This window comes from Methylococcus capsulatus str. Texas = ATCC 19069 (assembly GCF_000424685.1).
In the GTDB taxonomy this organism is placed as follows: domain Bacteria; phylum Pseudomonadota; class Gammaproteobacteria; order Methylococcales; family Methylococcaceae; genus Methylococcus; species Methylococcus capsulatus.
Genome location: NZ_AUKJ01000021.1, coordinates 47,448 through 72,268, shown reverse-complemented (window position 1 = coordinate 72,268; position 24,821 = coordinate 47,448). Strand labels below are relative to the sequence as shown.

20 protein-coding genes are annotated in these 24,821 nt (G+C 65.4%); 10 read left to right on the top strand and 10 right to left on the bottom strand.

All coding sequences use genetic code 11. The features are described 5' to 3' along the window. Positions 1 to 3 precede the first annotated feature (3 nt). Complete coding sequence (sufB, locus tag H156_RS0109860) at positions 4 to 1,449, bottom strand: Fe-S cluster assembly protein SufB (protein ID WP_010960295.1); 1,446 nt, start codon at positions 1,447 to 1,449, stop codon at positions 4 to 6. A gap of 19 nt (positions 1,450 to 1,468) precedes the next feature. Next, positions 1,469 to 1,930: an SUF system Fe-S cluster assembly regulator gene (locus tag H156_RS16035; RefSeq protein ID WP_017364728.1), complete on the bottom strand. Its 462-nt coding sequence runs from the start codon at positions 1,928 to 1,930 to the stop codon at positions 1,469 to 1,471. A 198-nt stretch (positions 1,931 to 2,128) separates the two neighbouring features. Between H156_RS16035 and H156_RS0109850 the strand changes: the two genes are divergently transcribed. Together H156_RS0109850 and H156_RS0109845 are read left to right on the top strand one after the other, a co-directional pair. Then, positions 2,129 to 3,232 carry a hypothetical protein gene (locus H156_RS0109850; RefSeq protein ID WP_238536821.1) on the top strand — a complete coding sequence of 368 codons (1,104 nt, stop codon included), beginning with the start codon at positions 2,129 to 2,131 and terminating at the stop codon, positions 3,230 to 3,232. A 171-nt stretch (positions 3,233 to 3,403) separates the two neighbouring features. After that, a complete protein-coding gene (locus H156_RS0109845) occupies positions 3,404 to 5,053 on the top strand; it encodes an alpha-keto acid decarboxylase family protein (RefSeq protein ID WP_017364726.1) in 1,650 nt (549 codons plus the stop codon). Between the two features lie 49 nt (positions 5,054 to 5,102). Here the strand turns inward: H156_RS0109845 and H156_RS0109840 are convergent, their stop codons facing one another. The 3 genes from H156_RS0109840 to H156_RS0109830 all read right to left on the bottom strand — a co-directional run bounded on the left by H156_RS0109840 (position 5,103) and on the right by H156_RS0109830 (position 8,843). Beyond that, the gene (locus H156_RS0109840; RefSeq protein ID WP_017364725.1) at positions 5,103 to 7,034 is read right to left on the bottom strand and encodes a hypothetical protein; all 1,932 of its coding nucleotides are present in this window, start codon (positions 7,032 to 7,034) and stop codon (positions 5,103 to 5,105) included. Positions 7,035 to 7,073: 39 nt separating this feature from the next. Further along, entirely contained in the window at positions 7,074 to 7,850 is a 777-nt protein-coding gene (locus tag H156_RS0109835) for a class I SAM-dependent methyltransferase (RefSeq protein WP_017364724.1), read from the bottom strand. Positions 7,851 to 7,952: 102 nt separating this feature from the next. Beyond that, entirely contained in the window at positions 7,953 to 8,843 is an 891-nt protein-coding gene (locus H156_RS0109830; RefSeq protein ID WP_017364723.1) for a LysR family transcriptional regulator, read from the bottom strand. A 90-nt stretch (positions 8,844 to 8,933) separates the two neighbouring features. Between H156_RS0109830 and H156_RS0109825 the strand changes: the two genes are divergently transcribed. Both H156_RS0109825 and H156_RS0109820 read left to right on the top strand, forming a co-directional pair. Further along, on the top strand, positions 8,934 to 9,698 hold the full coding sequence (locus H156_RS0109825; RefSeq protein WP_026045863.1) for a ceramidase domain-containing protein: 765 nt from the start codon (positions 8,934 to 8,936) through the stop codon (positions 9,696 to 9,698). Between the two features lie 20 nt (positions 9,699 to 9,718). Continuing rightward, positions 9,719 to 10,063, top strand: coding sequence for a glutathione S-transferase N-terminal domain-containing protein (locus H156_RS0109820; RefSeq protein ID WP_017364722.1), 345 nt, complete (start codon positions 9,719 to 9,721; stop codon positions 10,061 to 10,063). Here H156_RS0109820 and H156_RS0109815 read toward each other — a convergent pair. Together H156_RS0109815 and H156_RS0109810 are read right to left on the bottom strand one after the other, a co-directional pair. Beyond that, positions 10,027 to 10,506 (bottom strand): cupin domain-containing protein, encoded by a 480-nt coding sequence (locus tag H156_RS0109815; protein ID WP_017364721.1) that lies wholly within the window; start codon positions 10,504 to 10,506, stop codon positions 10,027 to 10,029. The genes H156_RS0109820 and H156_RS0109815 overlap by 37 nt on opposite strands. Before the next feature lie 4 nt (positions 10,507 to 10,510). Next, complete coding sequence (locus tag H156_RS0109810) at positions 10,511 to 11,335, bottom strand: glutathione S-transferase family protein (RefSeq protein ID WP_248617086.1); 825 nt, start codon at positions 11,333 to 11,335, stop codon at positions 10,511 to 10,513. Between H156_RS0109810 and H156_RS0109805 the strand changes: the two genes are divergently transcribed. Then, the gene (locus tag H156_RS0109805) at positions 11,334 to 12,998 is read left to right on the top strand and encodes a L,D-transpeptidase family protein (protein WP_017364415.1); all 1,665 of its coding nucleotides are present in this window, start codon (positions 11,334 to 11,336) and stop codon (positions 12,996 to 12,998) included. The two genes, H156_RS0109810 and H156_RS0109805, sit on opposite strands and share 2 nt — an antisense overlap. A gap of 1 nt (position 12,999) precedes the next feature. Here the strand turns inward: H156_RS0109805 and H156_RS0109800 are convergent, their stop codons facing one another. After that, complete coding sequence (locus H156_RS0109800) at positions 13,000 to 15,717, bottom strand: cation-translocating P-type ATPase (RefSeq protein ID WP_017364416.1); 2,718 nt, start codon at positions 15,715 to 15,717, stop codon at positions 13,000 to 13,002. Positions 15,718 to 15,885: 168 nt separating this feature from the next. On the opposite strand from H156_RS0109800, the gene H156_RS0109795 reads away from it, so the two are divergent. Continuing rightward, positions 15,886 to 17,517, top strand: a complete 1,632-nt coding sequence (locus H156_RS0109795) for an inorganic phosphate transporter (RefSeq protein ID WP_017364417.1) — start codon at positions 15,886 to 15,888, stop codon at positions 17,515 to 17,517. Between the two features lie 27 nt (positions 17,518 to 17,544). On the opposite strand, the gene H156_RS0109790 is transcribed toward H156_RS0109795, so the two are convergent. Next, positions 17,545 to 19,980: an AMP-binding protein gene (locus tag H156_RS0109790; RefSeq protein ID WP_017364418.1), complete on the bottom strand. Its 2,436-nt coding sequence runs from the start codon at positions 19,978 to 19,980 to the stop codon at positions 17,545 to 17,547. A gap of 138 nt (positions 19,981 to 20,118) precedes the next feature. On the opposite strand from H156_RS0109790, the gene H156_RS0109785 reads away from it, so the two are divergent. Continuing rightward, positions 20,119 to 20,775 (top strand): hypothetical protein, encoded by a 657-nt coding sequence (locus H156_RS0109785; RefSeq protein ID WP_017364419.1) that lies wholly within the window; start codon positions 20,119 to 20,121, stop codon positions 20,773 to 20,775. 94 nt (positions 20,776 to 20,869) lie between these two features. Further along, positions 20,870 to 21,499 carry a DUF47 domain-containing protein gene (locus H156_RS0109780; RefSeq protein WP_017364420.1) on the top strand — a complete coding sequence of 210 codons (630 nt, stop codon included), beginning with the start codon at positions 20,870 to 20,872 and terminating at the stop codon, positions 21,497 to 21,499. 50 nt (positions 21,500 to 21,549) lie between these two features. On the opposite strand, the gene H156_RS0109775 is transcribed toward H156_RS0109780, so the two are convergent. Continuing rightward, a complete protein-coding gene (locus tag H156_RS0109775; protein WP_010960311.1) occupies positions 21,550 to 21,837 on the bottom strand; it encodes an RNA-binding regulator in 288 nt (95 codons plus the stop codon). A gap of 312 nt (positions 21,838 to 22,149) precedes the next feature. Between H156_RS0109775 and H156_RS0109770 the strand changes: the two genes are divergently transcribed. Beyond that, positions 22,150 to 23,511: a DEAD/DEAH box helicase gene (locus H156_RS0109770; RefSeq protein ID WP_026045820.1), complete on the top strand. Its 1,362-nt coding sequence runs from the start codon at positions 22,150 to 22,152 to the stop codon at positions 23,509 to 23,511. A gap of 246 nt (positions 23,512 to 23,757) precedes the next feature. Beyond that, positions 23,758 to 24,771, top strand: a complete 1,014-nt coding sequence (locus H156_RS0109765; RefSeq protein ID WP_017364422.1) for a sterol desaturase family protein — start codon at positions 23,758 to 23,760, stop codon at positions 24,769 to 24,771. The last annotated feature ends 50 nt before the right edge of the window (positions 24,772 to 24,821 follow it).

The following is a 24,821-nucleotide window of genomic DNA, read 5'->3' as shown; positions in this document are numbered from 1 at the left end:
GATTCAACCGACGCTGCCTTCCAGGCTGATGCCCAGGAGCGCCTGGGCTTCCACGGCGAATTCCATGGGCAGTTCCTTGAAGACCTGCTTGCAGAAGCCGTTGACGATCATGGAGACCGCATCCTCTGCCGACAGGCCGCGCTGCTGGCAGAAGAACAGCTGGTCTTCGCTGATCTTCGAGGTCGTCGCCTCGTGCTCGACCTGGGCGGAGGGCTGCTTCACCTCGATGTAGGGGAAGGTGTGCGCCCCGCAGCGGTCGCCGATCAGGAGCGAATCGCACTGGGTATAGTTGCGGGCGTTCTCGGCGCTCTTGAGGATCTTCACCAGGCCGCGGTAGCTGTTCTGGGCGCGGCCGGCGGAAATGCCCTTGGATATGATCGTGCTCTTGGTGTTCTTGCCGATATGGATCATCTTGGTGCCGGTATCGGCCTGCTGGCGGTGGTTGGTGACCGCCACCGAATAGAACTCACCGACCGAGTCGTCGCCGCGCAGGATGCAGCTGGGGTATTTCCAGGTGATGGCCGAACCCGTCTCCACCTGGGTCCAGGAAATCTTGGAGCGTGCCCCCCGGCAGTCGCCGCGCTTGGTGACGAAGTTGTAGATGCCGCCGCGGCCTTCCTCGTCGCCCGGATACCAGTTCTGCACGGTCGAGTACTTGATCTGGGCGCCTTCCAGCGCGACGAGTTCGACCACCGCCGCGTGCAGCTGGTTCTCGTCGCGCATCGGTGCGGTGCAGCCCTCCAGGTAGCTGACATAGCTGCCTTCGTCGGCGACGATCAGGGTGCGTTCGAACTGGCCGGTCTTGGCCGCATTGATGCGGAAATAGGTCGAGAGTTCCATCGGGCAGCGCACGCCCTTGGGGATGTAGACGAAGGAGCCGTCCGAGAACACCGCCGAGTTGAGCGCGGCGAAGAAATTGTCCCCCGCCGGCACCACGCTGCCCAGGTACTGCCGGACCAGGTCGGGATGCTTCTCGATCGCCTCCGACATGGAGCAGAAGATCACGCCGGCCTGGGCCAGCTTGTCCTTGAAGGTGGTCGCCACCGACACGGAATCGAACACCGCGTCCACCGCGACGCCGGCCAGCTTTTCCTGCTCGTACAGCGGGATGCCGAGCTTGTTGTAGGTCTCCAGCAGCTTGGGGTCGACCTCGTCCAGGGATTTCGGGTGGTCCGTGGTTTTCGGCGCCGAGTAGTAGCTGATGGCCTGATAGTCCACCGGAGCATATTCGACGAAGGCCCAGTGGGGCTCCATCATCGTCAGCCAGTGGCGGTAGGCGCTCAGGCGCCATTCCAGCATGAATTCCGGCTCGTTCTTCTTCTTCGAGATGGCGCGGATGACGTCTTCGTTCAGGCCGGGCGGAAGCGTGTCGGTTTCCAGCTCGGTGACGAAGCCGGGCTTGTAGTCCTGTTTGATCAGGCGGTCCAGGGTTTCTGCCGTGGCGGACATGGCGGTGCTCTCGCGGGGGTTATCGGGGTTGGGGTTGCAGCCGGGCCAGCGAAATCGGCACTTCGGCAGGCGCAGCGGACACCGGGCGGATCATGTCCGCCAGGCTGACCGATTCCAGCGCGGTCTGCACCGCCCGGTTGATCACGTTCCAATGGCTGCGGACATCGCAGGACGAGGACTGCTGACACAGTGCCTGTTCGGCGCTGCATTCGGTGAGCGCGATCGGTCCTTCGATGGCATCGATGATTCGGGCGACGCTGGTGTGTTCCGGCTTCTGCGCCAGGGCATAGCCGCCGCGGGCGCCCCGTGTCGAAGTGACGATTCCGGCCCGCGCCAGCGCCTTGAGGATCTTGCTCGTGGTCGGCATGGCGATCGAGGTCTGATCCGCCAGCTCGGCGGCGGCGAAGGTCTGTTCTCCCGCGCGGGCCATCTGGCCCAGGAGGATGATCGCGTAGTCGGTCAGTTTGCTTATTCGCAGCATCGCGGCACCTGCTCAAATTCCGGACCATTTTAGTCCTGATTAATTTCCAAGTAAACAACTCGGGTAAGCTGCGTCGGGGCCCGAAGGGGAACGATTTTTCGCGACGGTTTTCCGTGTGCCGCCCTCGTCACCGTCCTGCAAACAAACCTTTCTAGGATCCGTGCCTCGGCAACTTTTTTCCACACACTGGAGGACATCGTGAAATACGAGAGAGATTCCCGGCCGGTTCGATGGGTGACGCGCGGACGAGGTGCAACGGCACTGTTTCTGCCTCTGCTGGCGACTGTCGCCTTGGTTTCGCCCAATGTTTCCGGAGACGAGATGGGACGCGGCCTTCCTTATGCCATCGGGCTCTGGGGCGACCTGCCGTATTCCACGGCCCAGGCGGCCGGTGTCAACAACCTCATCGCGGACATGAATGCTCAGTTCCTGGCCTTCACCGTCCACGACGGCGACCTGAAATCGGGGGGCAGCGAGTGCACCGACGCGGTTTACACCGCGGCGCTCGGCTATTTCAATGCGCTGAAGGCGCCCGCCATGTTCACGCCCGGCGACAATGACTGGACCGATTGCGACCGCAACCCCAATTACAACTCTCTGGCCCAGCTCGACAAGGAACGGAAGCTGTTCTTCTCGACCCCGTTTTCCCTGGGCCAGCGCCGTATGCGTCAGGAGGTCCAGACCAGTCCGCTTTGCCTCGGCGCGGACGGTTCCTACGTCGCTTGCGTCGAGAACCGCCGCTGGAGCGTCGGCCGGGTGATCTACGCGACGTTGAACGTCCAGGGCTCGTGCAACAATCTCTGCGACGTCAAGCCCGATCCGGTGGAATATGCCGCACGCAACGCGGCGAACATCGCCTGGATGAAGGAAACCTTCGAGCTGGCCAAGACCCGCAAGGCCGCGGCCGTCATGTTCATCTCGCAGGCCAATCCCGGCTGGGACCTGAACGATCCGGAGCGGGCGCCGCTGCGCGATCCGAAGACGCTCGCGGAAACCGACGGCTACCCCGATGGATTCCAGGAGTTCCTCAGCGCGTTGCGTGATGAGGTCATCGCATTCCGCCGGCCGGTCGCCTACGTGCACGGCGATTCGCACTATTTCCGCGTCGACAGGCCGTTCCTGGACGCCCAGGGACGCCGGCTCGAAAACTTCACCCGCGTCGAAACCTTCGGCGACAATCAGGGCAACGGCACCAACGACGTACAATGGCTGAAGGTGCTGGTCGATCCGGGCAGCCGCGAAGTGTTTTCCTACCAGCCGCAGATCGTTCCGGCCAACCGCGTGGCGGTCCCGGCACCGTAAGCGGCGCAACCCGTGGGAGCGGACTGCAAACGGGCGCGGTTCGCCTCCCACTTCAGAGGCCCTTGGCGGGCCCCCCCGCCGTCTGTACAAGCATCATGAACTCCTGTATTGGTATTTGTCACCGTCATAGGGACGGTGCCTCGAGCTCGGCGAGCTGGCGGGGAGGAGGGGATGAGCACGGTTGAGCCTGGCGCTATCGGACAACATCTGCTCGCCTGCCTTTACCAGGCGGGCGTCGGGCATATCTTCGGCGTTCCCGGCGACTACGTGCTGGGCTTCTACGATCTGATGGCCAAAGGTCCCGTCCGGCATATCGGGACCACGCGGGAGGACACCGCCGCCTTCGCCGCCGACGGCTATGCCCGCTGCCGGGGCATGGGCGCGCTGGCGGTGACTTACGGGGTCGGTGCGCTCAACACCGTCAACGCCGTCGCCGGCGCCTATGCGGAATCCTCGCCGGTGGTGGTCATCAGCGGTGCGCCGGGGGTGCGCGAGCAAAGGGAAGACCCGTTGATCCACCACCGCTTCGGGCCGTTCCGGTTCCAGCGCGAGATATTCGAACGGATCACCTGCGCCGCCGTGGTGCTGGACGATCCGGTGATCGCCTTCCGGCAGGTGGAGCGTGCGCTCGCGGCCGCCCGTCAGCACTGCAAGCCGGTATACATCGAGATTCCCGCCGACCGGGTGATGGCGCCGGGATATCCGATTCCGCAGGAAACCCCGGAAACGCCTTCCAGCGACGATTCGGCCCTGGCGGAGGCGGTCGCCGAGGCCGCGGAGCTCCTGGGCCGTGCGGTGTCGCCGGTGATCCTTGCAGGCGTCGAGTTGCACCGGCGAGGACTCCAGGACGCCCTCGTCGGCCTCGTCGAGCAGGCGCGCCTGCCGGTGGCGGCGACCTTGACCGGCAAGTCGGTGTTCGCCGAGCGCCATCCCGCCTATCTGGGGGTGTACGAGGGCGCGATGAGCACGGAAAACGCGCGCTACATGGTCGAGCAGTCCGACCTCCTGCTGATGCTCGGGGTCACGCTGAACGACGTCGACACGGGCATCTACACGGCGCGTCTCGATCCGCAGCGCATCGTCCGCGCCGCCCAGAACGAGGTCGTGATTCGCCATCACCGCTATCCCCGCGTCCTGCTCGCGGACTTCGTCACGGCCCTGGCGCGGTCCGCCAAGGCCCGGGGCGAGGCGTTTCCGATGCCGGCGGGGCCGGAACCGTGGGACTTTCCCGCGCCGGACCGGCCGATGACGATCGCCCGGATGGTGGAGCGGCTCGACCGCGCGCTGACCTCCGACATGATCGTAGTGTGCGACGTCGGCGACTGCCTGTTCGCCGCCACCGACCTGCGCGTGCACGAGCGCAGCGAATTCCTGGCATCCGCCTTCTATACCTCGATGGGGTTCGCGGTGCCCGCCGCCCTCGGGGCGCAGATCGCCCGTCCGGACCACCGGGCGCTGATCCTGGTCGGCGACGGTGCCTTCCAGATGACCGGAACGGAGCTGTCGACCCATGCCCGTCTCGGCCTGGCGCCCATCGTGGTGGTGCTCGACAATCGCGGTTACAGCACCGAGCGCTTCATCCTCGACGGAGCCTTCAACGACATCGCCGACTGGCGCTTCCACCGGCTGGGCGAGGTGTTCGGCCCCCTACAGGGCTACGACGCGCCCGACGAAGCGGCGTTCGAAAACGCGCTCAGCGAAGCGCTGGTCAACCGAAACATGCCGAGCCTCATCAACGTCCGTCTTTCCCCCGGCGATGCCTCGATAGCCATGAAGCGTCTCGCCGGGCATCTGCAGTCCCGGGTCAAGGGCGAGGGCTGAACGGGCTTTCCGTCCGCCGGGTCTTCGAAGCCTCGCGGCTTTGGCGGCGTCACCGCCGGATCGAGGAAAGCCGCGACGGTTCGGCTCGTCCGGCGATGGCCCGTGGCGATACGGCGTAGATGCCGATGTCTCCGGAGGCGAAAACCCGCGGATAGCGCTGCTCGAAATCGCTTCCATCGCGCTTGAACCTGTCCCGCTCGTAGCTGCTGAAATAGACGTAGTCGACCTTGTATTTGGCGCTGAGTTCGGGAAAGGCGGCGGGATCGCCGTACATCCTTTCCAGCTCGGACCAGCGTGTGTCATAGCCGATGCCGTGGAAGAACAGGTAGATGGGCGTGCCGACCAGGATGTTCCGTCCGGCCAGGGCGGCCACGGCGTTGTTGTGGTTGTCCGAGGTGATGAACAGCGCGTCCTTCGGGGTATGGAGCCGGATGAATTCCGCGGCCGAGACCTGGTGGCGGTCGAAGAGCTGGTAGTCGGAGACGACCTCCCTGCCGATCGAGAGGATCGCGGAGAAGCTCGCGACGAACAGGATCAGGGCCGAAGCGATCCAGCGGCCGCGCAGTCCTTCGAGACGCCGGTGCAGATCGTGCAGGAAGCCGCCGACCAGGATGCAGCTCAGGAGGTACCAGACGTAGAACAGCTTGTTGTTGTCGTATTCGTTGGGCTGGAACAGCACCAGCTCGGCCAGCACGAAGACACCTACGGCGCCGGAATACAGGGACAGCATGCGCCGGTTCGCCGCCCATAGCGCCGCGGGCAGCAGCACGAACACCAGTCCTACGTTCTTCACCCAGAACCAGGGCCAGATGTCGTCGTGGTTGGCCCAGTCGAAATGGAATTTCAGGAAACCGCCTTCGTCGGCCTGCTGGAAGGTCCAGGTGAAAAGCTGCGGCGCCGCCAGGCCGACCGCGATCGCCCCGTAGAGTATCCAATCCTGAAGATAAGGCCTGACGGTCCGCCGCGTCTGCTGCACCAAGTACACCGGCAGCCAGATGGCGGAGATGATGCCCAGCCCGAGGAAGGAATGGGTATGGATCATCGGCAACAGGCCCGCGCCGATTCCCGCGGCGACCGAATACTTGCGCCGGCGGCGGGTGAGGCCGACGTACAGCAGCCACAGGCACAGCATGAGGAAGCACCAGCCGGCCAGGGTGGTGCGCTGGGGCACGAGCATGTCGCAGATGACGTTCGACCAGCGGATGTTTTCTTCCACCAGGTTGGTGGGCGTCTGGTAGAAACCGGTGAAGATGCGGAAGAAGTTTTCCGGATTCTTGCTGGCGCCTTCCAGGAAATAGGCAAAACCGAAGCCGCCGTTGAGAAAGAACAGCACCTGCGCCCACAGCACGGCCGAGCGGTTTTGCAGGATTTCCCTTGCCAGGCTGGTGAAGCCGGCGACCACGCAGAAGGCCATGACGAAGCTGGGCAGGAGAACGGCCCAGCGCAGCGGCGTGCCGAGCAGGTAGAGGCTGGCGGAGAGTGAATTCACCAGGAACGGATAGTTCAGGCGGTGGCCGGGGAAGATCGAATAGTCGGGCGGAAACTCGCCCTGTTCCGCGATGCTGGTGACGATCCCCAGGTGCAGGGCCAGATCGCCGTAGGTCGACTGGCCCACGCTGAGCCCGCCGTCCGCATTGGGGTAGATCACGTGGGTGTAGAGCAGCAGGCAGATCAGCAGGGTGAACAGCGCCACCATGCCTATTTCCGCCCGGCTCGGCCTGTCCGCGGGGGGCATTCGAACCGGCGCGGAGGCGAAGCGCAGCGTCAGCAGGGTCAAGACGCCCATCATGCCGGCCGCGATCCACTGGCAGCGGGACGTGAAGCCGGTCAGCAGGGCGGTGGCGGCCGGCAGCCAGATGAGTCCCAACAGGCCGCCGGCCAGCCCCGCCCAGGCACGCACCCAGGGGCTGTGTTCGGCGAACAGCCGGTGGGAAATCGCCAGTCCGCAGCCGAGAAAGAAGACGAAAAATGCGATGCCCATGGGCGAATATCGTGGCCGGTGAGTAGTCGGAAGGACGGTTCATCGGTACGCCTCCACCTGCAGTCGCACCATGGCGACGTGCACCCGTCCCGAGGCATCCGGCGGGTGCGCCGCCAGATAGCGTCCGGCCGCGGCATCGATGAAGCGGTCCCGGCGATCCGCCGGAACCCGCGAAGTATACGGATGCCAGGCGGTCCGCAGCCAGCCGGCGAAGGCCTCGCGGCCGGTGTGGACCATGTCCCTGGGGACCGATTCGACCCTGGCCGGATGCAGGCCCGCTTCGCCGAGCCAGCGGCGATAGCCCTCCGCATCATGGAAACCATAGCTGGATTCGAAGTCCGTGAAATGCCAGCGCCATTCGTCTTCTTCCACAAGTCCTTCGAAGGCGGCGATCACCCCGGCCCCATTGCCGTGGCCGCCCATCTCCAACAGGCAGCGCCCGCCCGGCTTCAGGGCGCGGGCGATGCCGGCCAAAGCCGGCCGGTGGTCCTTGATCCAGTGCAGGGCGGCGTTGGAGAAGACGGCCGTGAATTCGGCATCGAACGGCAGGTTCTGGGCGTCAATCCGCCTGAATGCGAGATTGGGGCGGTGATGGTGCGCCTGGGCGTGGCCGATCATGTCGGATGACAAATCCACGCCGACGACCCGGCCTTGCGGTACCCGGTCGGCGATGGCGGCGGTGATGCGCCCGTCGCCGCAGCCGACGTCGAGCACCGCGTCGTCCGGCCGCAGCTTCAATCCGGCCAACAGATCCCGCGCCCAGGCCTCCTGGCCGGCGGAGTTGCGGGCGTAGTCTTCGGGGTTCCAGCGGTACATGGCTTGCTCCAGAGGTTGAACGTCCGGAGGCAGGATGCCGCAGGCGGCAGGACGGGAAAATCGATCGTTTGCGAGGCCGCCATCGCCGTTGGCGATGGCCGGTCAGGAAGGCAGGCCGGTGAGATGGTCCAGCAGCAGCCGGGAAGCGGCGGACAGGCTTTCCTTGGAGCGCAGGCAGATGTGCAGGCGGCGCTTGCTCCAGGCGTCTTCCAGCGCGACCGCCACCAGCCCGAGCGATGCCGTGTAGGCCGCGGCGGCGGCCCGCGGTATCACGCCGATGCCTAGGCCCGCCGCCACCATGGCGCAGACGGCATCGAAGCTGGTGACCTGGATCTTGAGCTTGAGCGGCCGTCCGGCCTCGGCGGCGGCGCGGAGCATCAAGTAGTGCAGGGCGCCGTCCGTGTGCAGTCCGACGAAGTCCGAATCCAACGCCTCGCCGAAGCCGGCGCTGCCCCGTGCCGCCAGCGTATGGTCCGGCCGGACCAGCAGCACCAGTTCGTCCTCGCGGAAGGGTATAGCCACGAGCTTGCTGCCGGAGGGCAGCTCGCTCAGTATTCCCAAATCGGCGCGGCTTTCGGCGACGGCCTCAGCGATGTCGGTGCTCACCCGCTCTTCCAGCTCCACTTCGATTTCGGGATGGGCGGCGAGAAACGAGGCGAGCGCCGAAGGCAGGAATTCCACGATGGCCGAGATGTTGGCGAACACCCGCACCCGTCCGCGCAGCCCTTTCGAATAGCCGCGCAGCTCCTGCTCCAGCTGGCCGGCCTGATGCAGCACGGCCCTTGCGCGGCCGAGCAGGGCGAGACCGGCGGCCGTCGGCGCGATGCCCTTGCTGCTGCGCAGCAGGAGCGCCGTGCCGTAGGCGGCTTCCAGGTCGGACAGCCGTTTGCTGACGGCGGAGGCCACGGTATGGCAGCGCTCGGCCGCCTTGGCGATGCTGCCGGCCTCCGTCGCGGCGACGAACAGCTCCAGGTCTTTCAGATCGAAACGCATGGCGGGATGATGCCGGGTAGGAACAGGGGGGCTTTTGGGATTCGAGCATACCGGTTCCGTTGCCGGGAGCGAAGACGAGGGGAGGGTACCTTGCGACGAAAAGAGAGACTGCTGCTGGTCCTGGCGGTTTTGGCCGTGACCGGTGCCTTGTTCGTGCCGGCCATTCCGCAGGATCCCGCCTATCACCGGTTCGCGGACGGGACCGCCCGCTTCGGCATTCCCAATTTCTGGAACGTCGTCAGCAATCTGCCGTTCCTCGCGGTCGGCCTGGCGGGGGTGCTGGAAGTGTACCGGGGAAGGCCGGCCATCCTGGGGGAATTCCGCGCCGCCTACCTGGTCTTTTTTGCCGCGGTCGCGCTGGTGGCGCCGGGTTCGGCGTACTACCACCTGAATCCGGACAACGCCACCCTGGTGTGGGACCGGCTGCCCATGACCGTCGCCTTCATGGCCTTGTTTTCCATCGTCCTCGCCGAGTACGTGTCGGTTGCCCTGGGGCGGCGCCTGCTGTGGCCGCTGCTGGCGATCGGCATCGCTTCGGTGTTTTACTGGGATTTCACCGAAGCGCGAGGCCGCGGCGACCTCCGCCTCTACGGTCTGGTCCAGTTTCTGCCGATGCTGCTGATTCCGCCGATCCTCCTCCTGTTCCGGTCGAGGTTCGGCGGCACGGCCTACCTGTGGGCGGTGCTCGGCGCCTATGCCGCCGCCAAGGCCGCGGAACTCCTGGACGAGCCCATCTTCCGGATGTTCCATCCCTTGAGCGGACACGCCCTCAAACATCTGCTGGCGGCCTTGGGGGTGTATGTTTTCCTGGCCGCGATCCGGAGGCGAAGTGCGGTTTCACCGTCACCTATGTAACGTCATGAACAGGAAACCCCATGAGCCTGACCCTGGTCATCGGCTACAAGAACCATTCGTCCTGGTCCCTGCGTCCCTGGCTGTACCGGAAGCACCACGGCCTGGCCTTCGAGGAGATCCGGATTCCGCTGTACCGGGAGGACCCGAAGGCGGAGATTCTGGCCCATTCCCCGGCGGGGAAGGTGCCGGTGCTGATCGACGGCGACCTCGCGGTGTGGGACTCCCTGGCGATCCTGGCACGGCATCGCGGGTGTGTATGCGAGGGAAATATCTCATGCCGGGCTGACGGCGGGAAATCGTTTGCTGATGCGGCCGTTCGTCCGCAAACTCAGTACGGGGTGCCGTCCTTGTGCCGAAACGCGTAACTGGCTCGTGTGGCGTGGGCTTCCAGATCCTCTTCGGGATAATGCGCCCGGTCTCCCGGCAGCCGGTCGCCGACTTCTAGGTAGACCGCGACGCGGCTGCTCCGGTTGACCAGCTGATGCCCGTCCGCCTGGCCGGCCGGGAAGCCGGCGCAGGTGCCCGCCGCCAGGCGTTGCTCGCCGGTCTCGGTGACCAGGGTGAGTTCGCCCTCCAGCACGTAGATGAATTCGTCCTGCCGGGTGTGCCAGTGCCGGAAGGCGGAGATCGCGCCGGGCTCCAGCCTGACGAGGTTGACGCCGAAGTTCTGCAGTCCCAGGGCATCGCCCAGTGCCTGCTTGCTGCGGCCCTTGACCCGCTCGCGCTGCGCCTCGGTCGGGTAGATGGAGGAGGTCCGGAGGGGCACGTCCGCGGGGTCGAGGGCTGGTAGATCGAGTGGCGTTGTCATGGTGTTACGGTTTGCTGGTGCCGAAGAATGCTTCCAACGCCTCGGCCCGGTCCGCCGCGACCTTTTGCGCGGCGGGGCGGGCCGCCACTACCGCCAGATAGTCGGCCAGGGCCGGAACCTGGGCGGAAACCAGGTCTTCGCCGTAGATGCGGAGGGTGGCGAGGCCGATCAGGGTCAAATGCGGCCAGGCGGCGCAGTCGGCGGCGCCGAAATCTTCGGAGCACACATAGGGGTTGAACCGTGCCAGCCGCATCACGCCTTTCAGGCCCGCTTCGACCTTCGGTCTGACCTCCGCCTTGGTTTCCTCGGAGACCTCGCCCCCGAAGAAGGCTTCCGGATAAAGCCTGCGGGCGATGAGTTCGACGTTCAGTTCGAGGTGCTGGATCAGTTCGCGGCATTTGGCGCGGGCGTAAGGGTCGGCGGGGTAGAGCGGTTTTTCCGGGTGAGCGTCTTCCAGGTATTCCAGGATGGCCTGGGATTCCGACAAGCAGCCCCGATCCGTTTCGATGAACGGGATCTTTCCGAGCGGTGACTTCGCCAGAATAGCAGGTTCCTGGGAAGGAATCGTCCGTTCCTCGCGGAATTCGATGCCCTTTTCGAGCAGGGCCAGCTTGACCTTGTTGTAGTAGTTGCTGATGGCGGAACCATACAGGGTGATCATGGGTGGTACCTCGCGGTCGTGGATGGAGCGCCGATTGTAAGCCGAAGGAAGCCATGGCGGGCCTGCCAGGTTGCCGCACCCCGGCTTGCCGGCCATCGCGGGTATACTGTTGCCAATGGGCAACGATGCGTGGCGGATGACGATGAAAAACGGGCGGGAAAGGAACATGGGCGGCTTCCCACGGGGCCGGTTGGTTGCACTCGTGGCGGCATTTCTGATCGGCGCCGATGCCGCGGGCACCACACCGGATGCGGCGGCGCACATTGATGGACTGCTCGCTTCGGGTGTCCACCCCCGCTTGCGCTGGGAGCGTTTCACCGATTTCCAGGAGCCCTTGCGTGCCCTGTATCTTGCCCAGGGTTCACGGCCTTTGTGGCTGGACGGGGGCAGGCCGGTGAAGCAGGCTTCCGCCGCTCTCGAGTGTCTGCGCATGGCCGACGACCAGGGTTTGAACAGCAGCGACTATGACGCCGATCTCCTGGGCGGCTGGATCGAGAAGCTCAACGACGACAGGGCGGCGAGTGCGGAAGAGGTGGCGCAGTTCGAGGTGGCGATGAGTCTCGCTCTGATGCGCTACGGCTCGAATCTCGCCCGCGGCCGGGTCCACCCTCGCGCCGCCGGTTTTGCTCTGGACGTGGCGTCGAAGCGGCTCGATCTGCCGGCGCTGGTGCAGCACCTCGCCCGCGACCCCCGGCCCTGCGAGGCCATCGCCGGGCTGGAGTCGAAGCTGCCACTGTACCGGAACCTCAAGGCGGCACTGCCGCGTTACCGGGGATTGGCCGAGAACAACGATGTCTCGGCGCTTGCCCTCCCGCCCAAGCTCAGCCCGGGCGACCGCCACGGGGAGGTTCCCGCCTTGCGCAAGCGTCTGGCCGCTTTGGGTTTCCTGTCGCAAGAGTCGTCCTCCAAAGAACCGGAGGTCTATGCCGGCGATCTGGTCGAGGCGGTCGCGCGGTTCCAGGAGCGCCATGGTCTGGCACCGGACGGGGTGATCGGCAAGGGCACGCTGGCGGCGCTCAACGTGCCGCCTGCCGCGCGTCTCAGGCAGATCCGGCTGGGGCTGGAGCGGCTGCGCTGGCTGCCGGAGCGGTTCGAAGGCCCCTTCATCCTGGTGAACATCCCCTCCTTCCGTTTGTACGGCTACGGCCAGGACCCCGAGCGGCCGGAGGTGTCGATGAACGTGGTCGTGGGCCGGTCGTCGGGGGGACACAACACGCCGGTGTTCCATTCCGACATGACCTACGTGGTGTTCCGCCCCTATTGGAACCTGCCGCGCGCCATCACGGTCAAGGAGATGCTGCCCGGCATTCTGCGCGACCCCGGCTATCTGGCCCGCCACAACCTGGAGCTGGTGCCCAGCTTCGGCAACGGCTCCCAGGTCTACGAGCCCAGCCTGGAAAGCCTGGAGATGCTGTCGGCCGGCTCGCTCAAGCTGCGCCAGCGGCCGGGGCCGAAGAACGCGCTGGGGCTGGTCAAGTTCGCTTTTCCCAACAACGACAACATCTACCTGCACGGCACGCCCAGCGTGAACCTGTTCCAGCGGGCGCGGCGGGATTTCAGCCACGGCTGCATCCGCATCCAGGATCCCGTGGGCCTGGCGGAATTCGTGCTGAAACGCCAGGGCGAGACCTGGACTCAAGAGCGGATCGAGGAGGCGATGAACGGCGCCCAGTCGCGCACGGTCACGCTGAAGCAGCCGCTGCCGGTCTACATCTACTACTCGACCGTGCTGGCCGAGCCGGACGGTACCGTGCGGTTCTTCGAGGACATCTACGGACTCGACCGGGTACTGGAGCAGTTGCTGGAGAAGGGTTTCCCGTATCCCTCCTGATCTAGCCCTGCCGTAGGAATCCCGCCAGCTTGATCCGTTCCGTCCCCAGGAACACGGCCACCGCCGACGCCCCGGCAACGGCCAGATCGCCCAGGGAGAGCGCGGTGGTCTGGAAGGCGGTCTGCAAGGGCGGCAGGTAGACGATGGCGAGCTGTAGCAGCACCGTGGCGGCGACGGCGCCGAGCAGCGCCGGGTTCGATCCCCAGCCGAGCTGAACGGTGGGCCGGCTGCGGCTGCGCAAGGCCAGGGCCACGGCCATCTGGCTGAACACCAGTACGGTGAGCAGCATGGTCTGCCAGGCCGCATTTCCTCCCAGCCAGTAGGCGAAGCCTATGCCTAGGCTCAGCTCGGTGATCAGCGCGCCCACCAGCAGCATCAGGTACAGGCCCTGTTTCCCGAAGATCAGCTCGCCAGCGGTCTGGGACGGCCTCTCCATCAGGTCGTCCTCCGCCGGTTCCATCCCCAGCGCAAGGGCCGGCAGGCCGTCGGTGACCAGGTTCATCCACAGTATCTGCAGCGGCAGCAGCGGCAGGGGCATCCCCAGGAAGGGCGCGAAGGTGACCACGGCGATTTCGCTGACGTTGCAGCTCAGCAGGTAGACGATGAACTTGATCAGGTTGTCGTAGATCGCCCGGCCCTGGCGCACCGCGGCGGTGATGGTGGCGAAATTGTCGTCCAGCAGGACGATCTGGGCGGCCTCCTTGGCGACGTCGGTGCCCATCCTGCCCATGGCGATGCCGATGTCGGCCTTTTTGAGGGCCGGTGCGTCGTTGACGCCGTCGCCGGTCATCGCCACGCTCCATCCTTCGCTCTGGTAGGCCTCGATCAGACGCAGTTTGTCTTCGGGCGCGACCCGGGCGAATACCGTTGCGCGTTTCACGGTCTCCCGCAGCTCGGCCGGTGTCATGGCGGCGATCTCGCTGCCACCGATCACGCCAGCGGCGGTGTCGATGCCGACTTCCTCCGCGATGTGGCGGGCAGTCAAGGGGTGATCGCCGGTGATCATCACCGCCTTGATGCCGGCCTGACGGCACTCGGCGATGGCGTGCGTGACGGCGGGGCGCGGCGGGTCGTAGATGCCGATCAGGCCGATGAAACTCAGGCCGTTTTCCAGCGCAGCTCTGGCATCCTTGTCCGGGAGGGTGGCCAGGCGGCGCATGCCCACGGCCAGCACCCGCATGCCTTTTTCGGCCAGTGCATCGTGCGCCCGTGTGATCCGCTCGCGCCAGGCGGCATCGAGGACCCGTTCGTCGCCATCGACCCAGATGGTGTCCGCGCGCGGCAGCAGGGCTTCCACTGCGCCCTTGGTCAGGACGAGGTAGCGGCCGCCGTCGAGATACCGGCCCACGACGCCAGGACCAACGCCGTCGGTCGCGACCGGGCCGTGTACGGTCGTCATGAGTCTGCGGCCGGCGTCGAAAGGGATTTCCGCGATCCGCGGCAGGGTGGCTTCGAGCGCCGTTTTGAGTCGTCCGCCGCGGGCGGCGGCCAGCACCAGCGCCGCCTCGGTGGGTTCTCCCCGGACCCGGTAGGCGCCGTGTGGGTCTTCCGGGTTCTCGAGCAGACCGTCGTTGCAGAGCGCGCCGCCGATCAATAGCAGATCGATGGCCGGGTGGCCGGCGATTTCCGCCGCCAGTCCGCCGGAGTCCGGTTCGGCCAGTTTGAGTTCGAGCCGGTGTTCAGCCACGTCCAGTACCGACACGGTCATGCGGTTTTCGGTCATCGTGCCGGTCTTGTCGGCGCAGATCACCTCGATCGAACCCAGGGCTTCGACCGCCGGGAGGCGGCGGACCAGGGCCCCTTGGCCCAGCATCTTCTGGGCGCCCACGGCGAGGGTGATGGCGACCAGTGCCGTCAGGGACTCGGGCACGGCGGCCACGGCGAGGCTGACTGCGGTGAGGATCATGGTGCGGAAGTCCTCGCCACCGGCGATTCCGAGTAGCAGGACCACGACGGCGACGCCAGCCACGCCATAGGCCAGCATCCGGGCGAGGCCGTCGAGCTGCTTCTGCAGCGGCGTGGGTTCGGCGGTCACGGATTCCAGCAATCGGGCGGTGGCGCCCAAGGCGGTGGAGGCGCCGGTCTCGGTGACGATGAAGCTGCCGCGGCCGTAAACCACCTGCGTGCCGAGGTGGACCCGGTTGGTCCGGTCGGCGAGCGCGGTGGCGGGTTCCAGCACGGCGTCGGCGTCCTTGCGGACGGGGGCGGATTCGCCGGTCAGCGCGGATTCCTGAACGCTGAGGTCGATGCTTTCGAGCAGCCGGCCGTCGGCGGGGATGCCATCGCCGGTCTGCAGCAGCACGATGTCGCCGGGCACCAGCCGGTCCGCGGGGATTTCGCAGATCCGCCCGCCGCGCTGTACCGTCGCCTGCCCGATCGCCATGCGCCGGAGGGCCACCAGTGCTCTTTCTGCCCTGGCTTCTTGGAGGAACCCCAGGACCGAGTTGAGGAGGACCAGCGCCAGGATCACGCCGGCTTCCAGGATTTCACCAATGGTGAGCGCGAAGGCGGCGGCGGCGATCAGGATCTGGACCAGCATCCCGGAGAACTGTCCTGCGAAGATACGCCAAGGCGGGCGCATGCCGGTGGCGGGAATCTCATTCGGGCCAAACGAAGCAAGCCGGTTTCCGGCTTCGGTCTCACTCAGTCCCTGGCGGAGATCGACGTCCAGGCGGGTGGCCGTTTCCTCGGCGGTCAGCGAATGCCAGGCTTGGTTCATGGTTGCGGCTCCTGTCCATGCAGACCTTCATGATCACTCGAAGTGGGCCGTTTGCCTAGAGCGGGGGCTGTCACACGCAGGCAATGCGACTGTCTTATGGTACGAGGCGGGACGGATCTTTCATGCCCTCTGTTGTATCGCTTTCCCTCTCCTTCAGGACGGGTGCTTATGGTACAGAATGCTCGTGAGGCGGTGGCGGCGCCCATTGCGGCGGTAGTGGAAAAACCGAAGCTGGAAACCCGCGCCGGACCGGTCGGGTCGATCGTTTTCATGGGGCTTCTCGGCGTCGGCGTCGCCTTCACGGCGTACGGCCTGCAAAGCGACGTGGCCGGTGCCGGTACCGCGCTGGCTTTGGCGCCTTTGCTGCTGCTCGGGCTGTCGCTCCTGATCGCCCTGGGTTTCGAGTTCGTGAACGGATTCCACGATACGGCGAATGCCGTCGCCACCGTCATCTACACCCATTCGCTGCCGCCGATGGTCGCGGTGGTGTGGTCGGGTGTCTGGAATTTCGTCGGCGTGCTGGTGTCGTCCGGGGCCGTCGCCTTCGGCATCGTTTCGCTCCTGCCGGTCGAACTGATTCTCCAGGTGGGGAGCGACGCGGGCTTCGCCATGGTGTTCTCGCTGCTGATCGCGGCCATCTTGTGGAATCTCGGGACCTGGTATTTCGGCCTGCCGGCCTCCAGCTCGCACACCCTGATCGGCTCGATCATCGGCGTCGGGCTCGCCAACGAGCTGATGCATCGGGGCGGGTCCGCCACCTCGGGGGTGGACTGGTCGCAGGCGGCGAAAGTGGGCCAATCACTCTTGATGTCGCCACTCATCGGGGCCGTCGCCGCCGGTCTGCTGCTGGTCGTACTCAAGTTCGTCGTCGCCAATCCCAAGCTCTACCGCGCCCCGGAAGGCTTGCGGCCGCCGCCGTGGTGGATACGCGGCGTCCTGGTGCTGACCTGCACCGGCGTCTCCTTCGCGCACGGCTCGAACGACGGGCAGAAAGGCATGGGGCTGATCATGCTGATCCTGATCGGCATCGTGCCGACAGCCTATGCCTTGAATCGGGCGGTGCCGGACTCCTACGTACCCGAATTCCTGGCCTTGTCGCATGTCGTCGGGCAGGCACTGCTGGAAAAGTCGGAAGGGGCGAAAGAATTCGACGGTGATCCCCGGCCTGCCGTGACCGACTTCATCCGGACCCGCCAACCGGGGCCGGATACGCTGGCGGCGACCGCGAAGCTGGTCGGGGAAATCGCCGGCACCATCGAAAAAACCGGTTCGCTCGCCCACATTCCCGTGACCAAGACCCAGAACGTCCGCAACGACATGTACCTCCTCGACGAGGCGATGCGGCGGCTGGAAAAGCTGGGCCAGCCGGTGTTCGACGAGCGCACGAGAAAGGAGATCGGCGGCTACCGCAAGGCGCTGGGGAACGCCACCCGCTTCATCCCCACCTGGGTGAAGGTCGCCGTCGCCATCGCCCTGGGCCTGGGCACGATGGTGGGCTGGCGGCGCATCGTGGTGACCGTCGGCGAAAAGATTGGCAAGCAGCACCTGACCTACGGCCAGGGCGCGTCGGCGGAACTGGTGGCCATGAGCACCATCGCGGCGGCGGACATGTACGGGCTGCCGGTGTCGACGACCCACGTGCTGTCGTCAGGAGTGGCCGGGACGATGGCGGCCAATGGCTCGGGTCTGCAGTGGTCCACGATCCGCAATCTGGCCATGGCCTGGGTGTTGACCCTGCCCGCCGCGGTCCTGCTTTCCGGGAGCCTCTTCTTCGTGTTTCACCAGATGATCGCCCATTGACCCCGATCCGCGATTGCCGTTGACGGCTCAGGGCGAATTTTCCAGCAATCGCCGCAGGGCATCTTCGATGCGGGCGAGCATCCGCCCATGGGGCTCGGCCTCGCCCGCTCGCAAAGGGGCGCCGAAGCGCACACTCACGGGGGCCGCGGCGCGCGGCACGATCCTGCCCGGCGGCATGACCTTTTCGGTGCCTTCGATGACCAGGGGCACCACGGGCACCCCCATGTCGACTCCGATGGCGCCGGCGCCTGGGCGGAGCGGCTGGATGCCCAGGCCACCCCGGTTCATCTGGCCTTCCGGGAAGATCAGGACATTCCAGCCGTCGTCGAGGAGGCGGCCGATGAGTTCGAGGCCGGGGCGGATGTTCTCGTCGGGGCCGCTGGGGAGTGGGAAGGCGTTGAGCGAGAGTTCGCCGATCGGCACGGCCCAGCGGTAGCGGGTGTACAGCACCCCGGTGGCGGCGGCGATGGCGAGGCGGTAGCGGAAGCGGTCGGGCAGGACGAAGCTGGCCACGGCGGAGTCGAGATAACTGCGATGGTTGGCCATGAAGATCACCGGGCCGTCCAGCGCCGCCAAGTGCTCCAGGCCCGAGACCCGGAGCCGGCAGAACGGGGCGATCCACCACTGCAGGAAAACCTTCTGTGCCAGGGGACGTAACCTTGAAGCCCAGGGAGACAGCGACCAGCGCGGATGGGCATCGACTCGCGGCATCCGGTCCTGACGCCGTACCAGCAGGTTTTCGAGATCGGCCACCGTGGTCAGCGGGCCGATGTCGATTTCGTCCAGGCAGACGCCGAGATCTTCTTCGATACGGGCCACCAGTTCGATACGGAGCAGGGAGTCGAGTCCCAGGTCGGGGACCAGGCGGGTGTCATCGCTCAGGGCGCCGGCCTCGGTTCCGGCCACCTGGGCCAGGAGAAGCCGAAGCGGTGTCGACCGTCCGACGGGAACCGCTTGGGTCGAGGGCTCCCGTCGCAATCGGCCCAGGACCTCGTCCTTCTTGACCTTGCGCGTGACCGAGCGGGGAAAGTCCGGTTCCGGCCACAGCGACCAGCTCACGATGCGTTGATGCGGCGCCAGGTGGCGGTTGGCCTCCGCGACGATGGCGGCGGCCCGTGCTTCGTCAGCGTCAGCGAGCAGCACGGCGTGGACGAGGGTACGTCCGCCGCTTTCCAGTCCGACGACGGCGCAGTCCGTGACGCCGGCAGTGCGGTTGAGCACGGCCTCTATGTCTTCCGGAAATACGTTTTCTCCTCCCGGCCCCAGGATCATGTAGCGCTTCCTGCCGTAGACGTACAGGAAGCCGTCGGCATCGAGGCGGCCGGCGTCGTCGGTTTTCAGCCAGCCGTCGGCGAAAGCCGCTTCGGTGCGTACCGGGTCGCGGAAATAACCGGCCATGACCATGGGGCCCTTCACCAGGATTTCGCCGTCGGAGGCGATGCGTAGCTCCACTTCTTCCAGCGGCTTGCCGACCGAGCCGATGCGATGGGCCTGGGGCGTGTTGGCAGCGATCACCGGGCTGGTTTCGGTCAGGCCGTAGCCTTGCAGCACTTCGAAGCCCAGCGCCCACCATTTTTCTTCGACGACCGGATCCAGCGGGGCACCGCCGCACACGATGGTCCGCAAGGAGCCGGAAATCCGGGCGCGGATCCTGCCCCGCAGCAGAGGCCACAGGAAGCCGGGAATCCTGCCGATGCGGGCCTCCAGCCGGTCCATCATGGTCTTGAGAACTTCCGGCACCGCGACGAGGTGAGTGACGGGCGTGTGCGTCAGTGCCTCGAGCACGCTGCGGGTGGTCGGCGTCGTGAGGTAGCTGACCGGACAGCCTGCGGCGAGCGGGCAGAATAGGCTGGTCATCTGGCCGTAGACGTGGAACAGCGGGACCAGGCTCAGCACATGGTCATCCGGCGCCAGCGGAACGGCACGCGCAACCGCGCTCAGGTCGGACAGCAGATTGGCGTGGGTGAGCATGACGCCCTTGGGGTCGCCGGTGGTCCCCGAGGTATAGATGATCTCGGCCAGTCGCGCGGGACCGGTGCGGGTAGCCGGCCGGTTGGATGGCACCCTACCGGGACGTTCGATATCTACGACGGGTAGCGGGGGGCCTTCCCAGCGACGGCGGGACGACGCCAGGACCAGACTCGGCCCGGCCGATCGAACCAGATTGGCGAGCTGTTCCGGCGGGCTCCTGGGGTTGAGTGGCACGATGACCGCACCGCGGGCGGCGATGGCGAAGAAGGCCGCCACCCAGTGAGGCGAGTTCTCGGCGGACAGAAACACCCGATCGCCGCTGCCGACACCGTGTTCGTCCAGCAACGATGCCAGCTTCGCGGCGTGGGTTCCGAGCTCGAGGTAGCTCCAGCGCAGGGTGCGGTAACGTGGACGGTACTGTATGGCGAGGCGGGGACCGTAACGGCCCACCATGTCGTCCAGGAATTCGGAAAATGACCCGACCGTTTGCATTCGTCCGGCCTCGAGGTTGCATTGGGATGCCCCGATTGAGGATACTGCGAATCCTCGCGCCGTTCAGCGGTTCCGCCTTCCAGGACCGGGCGGCCGGGCAGCGCAAACCGTCGAGTTCTCTTTCGGACGGCCTTCCCCATGAAAAACAAGGCCAAGGACACGGCATTTCGTACCTGGATCGACCGGCTCATAGATCGGATCGGCTTCCGCCGCGGGGTTCGCCTTCTATTCGGCAGCATCCTGCTGTTCGGCGTAGCCGGTGCGATCGCCGATATCCGGCCAGGAACCTGGCTCAGGTATTTCGATCTCGACCGGGAATACACGGTGCCCGCACTGTTTTCCGGCTGTCTGCTGCTGGCCGCGGCCTGGGAATCCTTCACCGCGGCGTCTTCGAAGCGGCTCGGAGGCTGGGCGTTTGCGCTCGCGGCCGTGTTTTTCGAGATGGGATTCGACGAACTCCTGATGATTCACGAACGCATCGAGCAGGCCACCGGCGTCGACTGGCAGATCCTCTACCTGCCGGTCATGGGTTTTGCGGGCATCGCCTGGCTTTTGGTCTTCATACAACTGCGGGATCGGCAGCAGCGGCGGTTATGGATCGCCGGCGCCATCGCCTGGACCGCCTCCCAACTGTTCGAGGCCGCCGAATGGGGATGGGGTGCGGAGAGTAAGATCGCTTTGCCAGGATATCTTTATCTGGTACATGTCGAAGAATTGCTGGAAATGTCGGGCTCCTCTTTTTTCCTGTTGACGCTGTTGCTCCTGAACGGCGGTCCTCCGATGTCACGGAAATGACATGCAACGATAACGTTTCTCAGGGGGAAACCGGAAATCCATCGTGGTAGCTTGTGACGGTCGTCCCACGCGTTCCGCCATGCCGAAATCGACAATGAATTTCGATCACGCCGACCTTTCACTGAAGGAAATATTCCAAGACCATCTGAGCTGCTGCGTCGAATGTGGCCAGGCTCTGGAGCGGCTGTTCGCCGATCTCGATGCCGCCGAAACGCACATCGGCCTGATCCGGCAGCTCGAGGAAAAGGGCGATGCGCTGATGCGCAAAGCGTATGACGCGCTGGAGACCGCTCCTTATTCCGAGCTTGTGCTCCTGATCCAGCAGTTTGCCAGGCATCTCGACGACATTCTCGACGGCCTGAACGACACCGCCCGGGTCATCGACATCTTCACGCCTCAACGGGCGGAAACAGCCGCGCTCGACCTGCTTGCGATTAGCCAGGGGATGGTCCGGCGGCTATCGGCGGAAATGGACCACTATCCGGAAAACCCGCCCGCAGGCATCAAACAATGCCGGGAGGAGCTCAAGGTATCGGAGACGGACGCGGACCTGGTGTATCACGAGTGGCGGAAGTCCCAGCGGCGTTACAGCACTTTGTCACTCCTGTCCGAATCGGACTGGACCGAGATTTTGGGAATCCTGGAAAAAACCACGGATTCCTGCTACCACGCCGCGCTCGTGCTCGAGCGCATCACCAAGTACCGGTTGAGGCAGGCTTCCTGACACGCCGGCGGCCGGGGCCGGACGGAAGCCCGAGCCAGCGCTTTCCGCGCTCAGTAACGCCTGCCGCCGCCCCCACTGCCTCCGCGCCTCTCCGGCGGACGGGCTTCGTTGACCATCAGATTGCGTCCGTCCATTTCTTTGCCGTTGAGTCCGGCAATGGCGGCCTGAGCCTCCTGGTCGCTGCCCATTTCCACGAACCCGAATCCCCTGGAGCGGCCGGTGGCGCGGTCCATGACGACCTGCGCCGATTTCACGGTGCCGTATGCTGCGAAAGTCCGTTCCAGGTCGGCATCGCCGACACGATAGTTCAAGTTGCCTACATATAGCTTGCTGCCCACGAAAGACCCCCGTCGAGGTTCATGAAAACCCGCGATCCACAATAAAACAAAAATGCCTGGTTCGACAGGGGAGGGATGAAAAAATATTTCCGGCCGTCTGCGGCGCCGGCGTGGATTTGTGGGGTTCACTCCGGCTGTTTTGAGGTTTTGGGTGACAGTCTGGGGCGGTCGACTTATAATCCCTGCTACGGCGCGTCCAACCAATCACCGCGCCGTTTCCATCTTTATTTCCTCTCATCCATTGGACCGTCTGCCTCGATTGGTGCCGTTTCTCCGTTGAACGGCAGGCCGTCGCAGGACACTTGACCCTATATGTCATCAGATTTGAATTCTGCCGGCCCGGCGTTTGCCGATCTCGGGCTGGCTCAGCCCCTTTTGCGTGCCGTTTCCGAAGCCGGTTACGTCCATCCCACACCCATCCAGGCACAGGCGATCCCGCTTCTGCTCGCCGGCGGCGATCTGCTGGCGGCGGCCCAGACCGGAACCGGCAAGACCGCAGGCTTCACCTTGCCGATTCTGCACAGGCTGCTGGAGAAACAAGCTCCGCGCCGGCCGAGGCGCCCGCGCTGTCTCATTCTCGCGCCCACCCGCGAGCTGGCGGCGCAGGTCCTGGAATCGGTCGAAAGCTACGGCAAGTACGTACCCCTGAAAGCCACGGTCATGTTTGGCGGGGTGGGGCTCAACCCCCAGGTCCGTGCTCTCGCGGCCGGCGTCGATATCCTCGTCGCCACGCCGGGCCGCCTGCTCGATCATTGCGGACAGAACACCGTCGATCTTTCCGCCGTGGAAATCTTCGTACTGGACGAGGCGGACCGCATGCTGGACATGGGGTTCATCCGCGACATCCGGCGGATTCTGGGACTGCTGCCGAAGCAGCGGCAGAACATGCTGTTTTCGGCCACGTTTTCGGATGAAATCCGGACGCTCGCCGACGGCTTGCTGAACAATCCGGGCTACGTCGAGGTGGCGCGCCGCAACGCGGCTTCCGATCTGGTGGACCAGACCGTCCATCTGGTCGCCCAGGAACACAAGCGCGATCTGCTTACCCACTTGATCCGCCGGCATGACTGGCGCCAGGTGCTGGTATTCACCCGGACCAAACACGGCGCGAACCGGCTGGCGGAGAAACTGGCCGAGGATGGCATCCCTGCCGCGGCGATTCATGGCAACAAAAGCCAGTCGGCGCGTACCCGGGCGCTGGCGGATTTCAAGGACGGCACGGTGCCGGTGCTGGTGGCTACGGACATCGCGGCACGCGGTCTGGACATCGACCAGCTTCCCCACGTGGTGAACTTCGAATTACCGAACGTGCCGGAGGACTACGTCCATCGGATCGGCCGCACCGGGCGTGCCGGCAATGCCGGCTCTGCCGTGTCGCTGGTAGCGAAAGAGGAACTGAAGCTGCTGGGCAGCATCGAGCGTCTGATCAAACGCCCGATCCGGCGGGGAACGGTGGAAGGTTTCAACCCGCCGTCCCGCCCGCGGATCGAGCGTCGGGACGACCGCTCACGGCGGCCACAGGAGGTGCGCGATGGCGGTGGCCGACAGTCTTCTCCGGGCCAGCCCAAGGCGCGGGCAGGTCTGGGGCCCCGCAGCGCTGCCCGGCATGCGCAGAAGCCGCAACAGCGGCAGGCGGGCAACCGGCTGCGCAGCCAGGGCGGCAAGCGTGGATGACGCGCCGGCCGAGCCGGTGGGTATTGCCGGCTTTCCGTGCGCTGCCGTTCTTTTCGCGCAACAGTTTGTCACCCCCCACTTTGTTGCTGACACCGTCTACGGCGGCTAGTCTGAATCCGGCCTTGGATAAGCCTGGGCGGGGCGGGTTTCAGCCGTTCCTTGACCGGCCTGACGCGTCGGGCGGTGCCATTCCCGCCGTGCGCAGCTAGGGCTTCTTTCAGACAGCATTCGTGCGGAGGAAAGATCATGATCCTGAGCAATCTGACGTCGCATCTGAAGCTCCCCGGCATCGACCGTCTGGGGCAGGATTTGGCCGTCGAGGACGTGCTGCCGGCGGTGATTCTGCTGACGTTCGCCTTTCTGATGGCGGCCGAGGTCCGGCTCGGCCGGGGCGGGCGCGCCAATCCCTCGGTGCGGAAATCGTACCGGACGAACCTGTCGTTGTTCCTGTTCAATGACCTGCTGATGTCCGCATTGTCGGTGTCTTCCCTCCTGATATTGGCGGAGCGCCACACCGGCGGCGGACTCCTGGCGGGCGTGAGCAACTCCTGGCTCCGGGGGCTGCTGGCCCTGCTCTTGCTCGATCTGGTGCTGTATTGCTGGCACTGGGCCAGCCACCGCCTGTCCTGGCTGTGGCTGTTTCACAAGGTGCATCACAGCGACCGCTCGATGAACGTGACGACCGGTTTCCGGCTGCATTTCGTCGAGGTGCTGTTGACGGTACTGGTCAAGGCCGGCTTCATCGTGATCACGGGTGTGCATGCCGCCCAGGTCCTGCTCAGCGAGGCGCTGATCACCCTGGCCGTGCTGTTCCACCATGCCGATGTCTCGTTCCCGGGGGAGCGCCGACTAGGCCGTCTGTTCGTCGTGCCGAGCCTGCACCGGGTGCATCACTCGGCTTTACGCAGCGAGCACGATCGCAATTACGGCGCGCTGTTTTCCTTTTGGGACCGGCTTTTCGGCACGCTGCTGGAAGTCCGGCCGGCACAGATCGGCTTACGCGAGGTGGACGCCCTGGGCTTCGTCGAAACCCTGAAGTTCGGTTTCACCTACGCCTACGGGTCGACACCCCTTCCTCTCCGGCTTCACTCGGGTCAGTCCTTGGAGCCGATGATCGCCGAAGCTGCCTATTTCCGGGCCGAAAAGCGCGGGTTCATACCGGGGTTCGAGATGTTCGACTGGCTGGCGGCCGAACGCGAAATCGAAGAGCGGATGAACGTTGGTCGCATCAATGCCGGAACCGCCCGGCGGACGCCGTGAAGGTGGAGACGACGGGACATCCGGCCGCATTCGCGGCGGGTGGCCCGAAC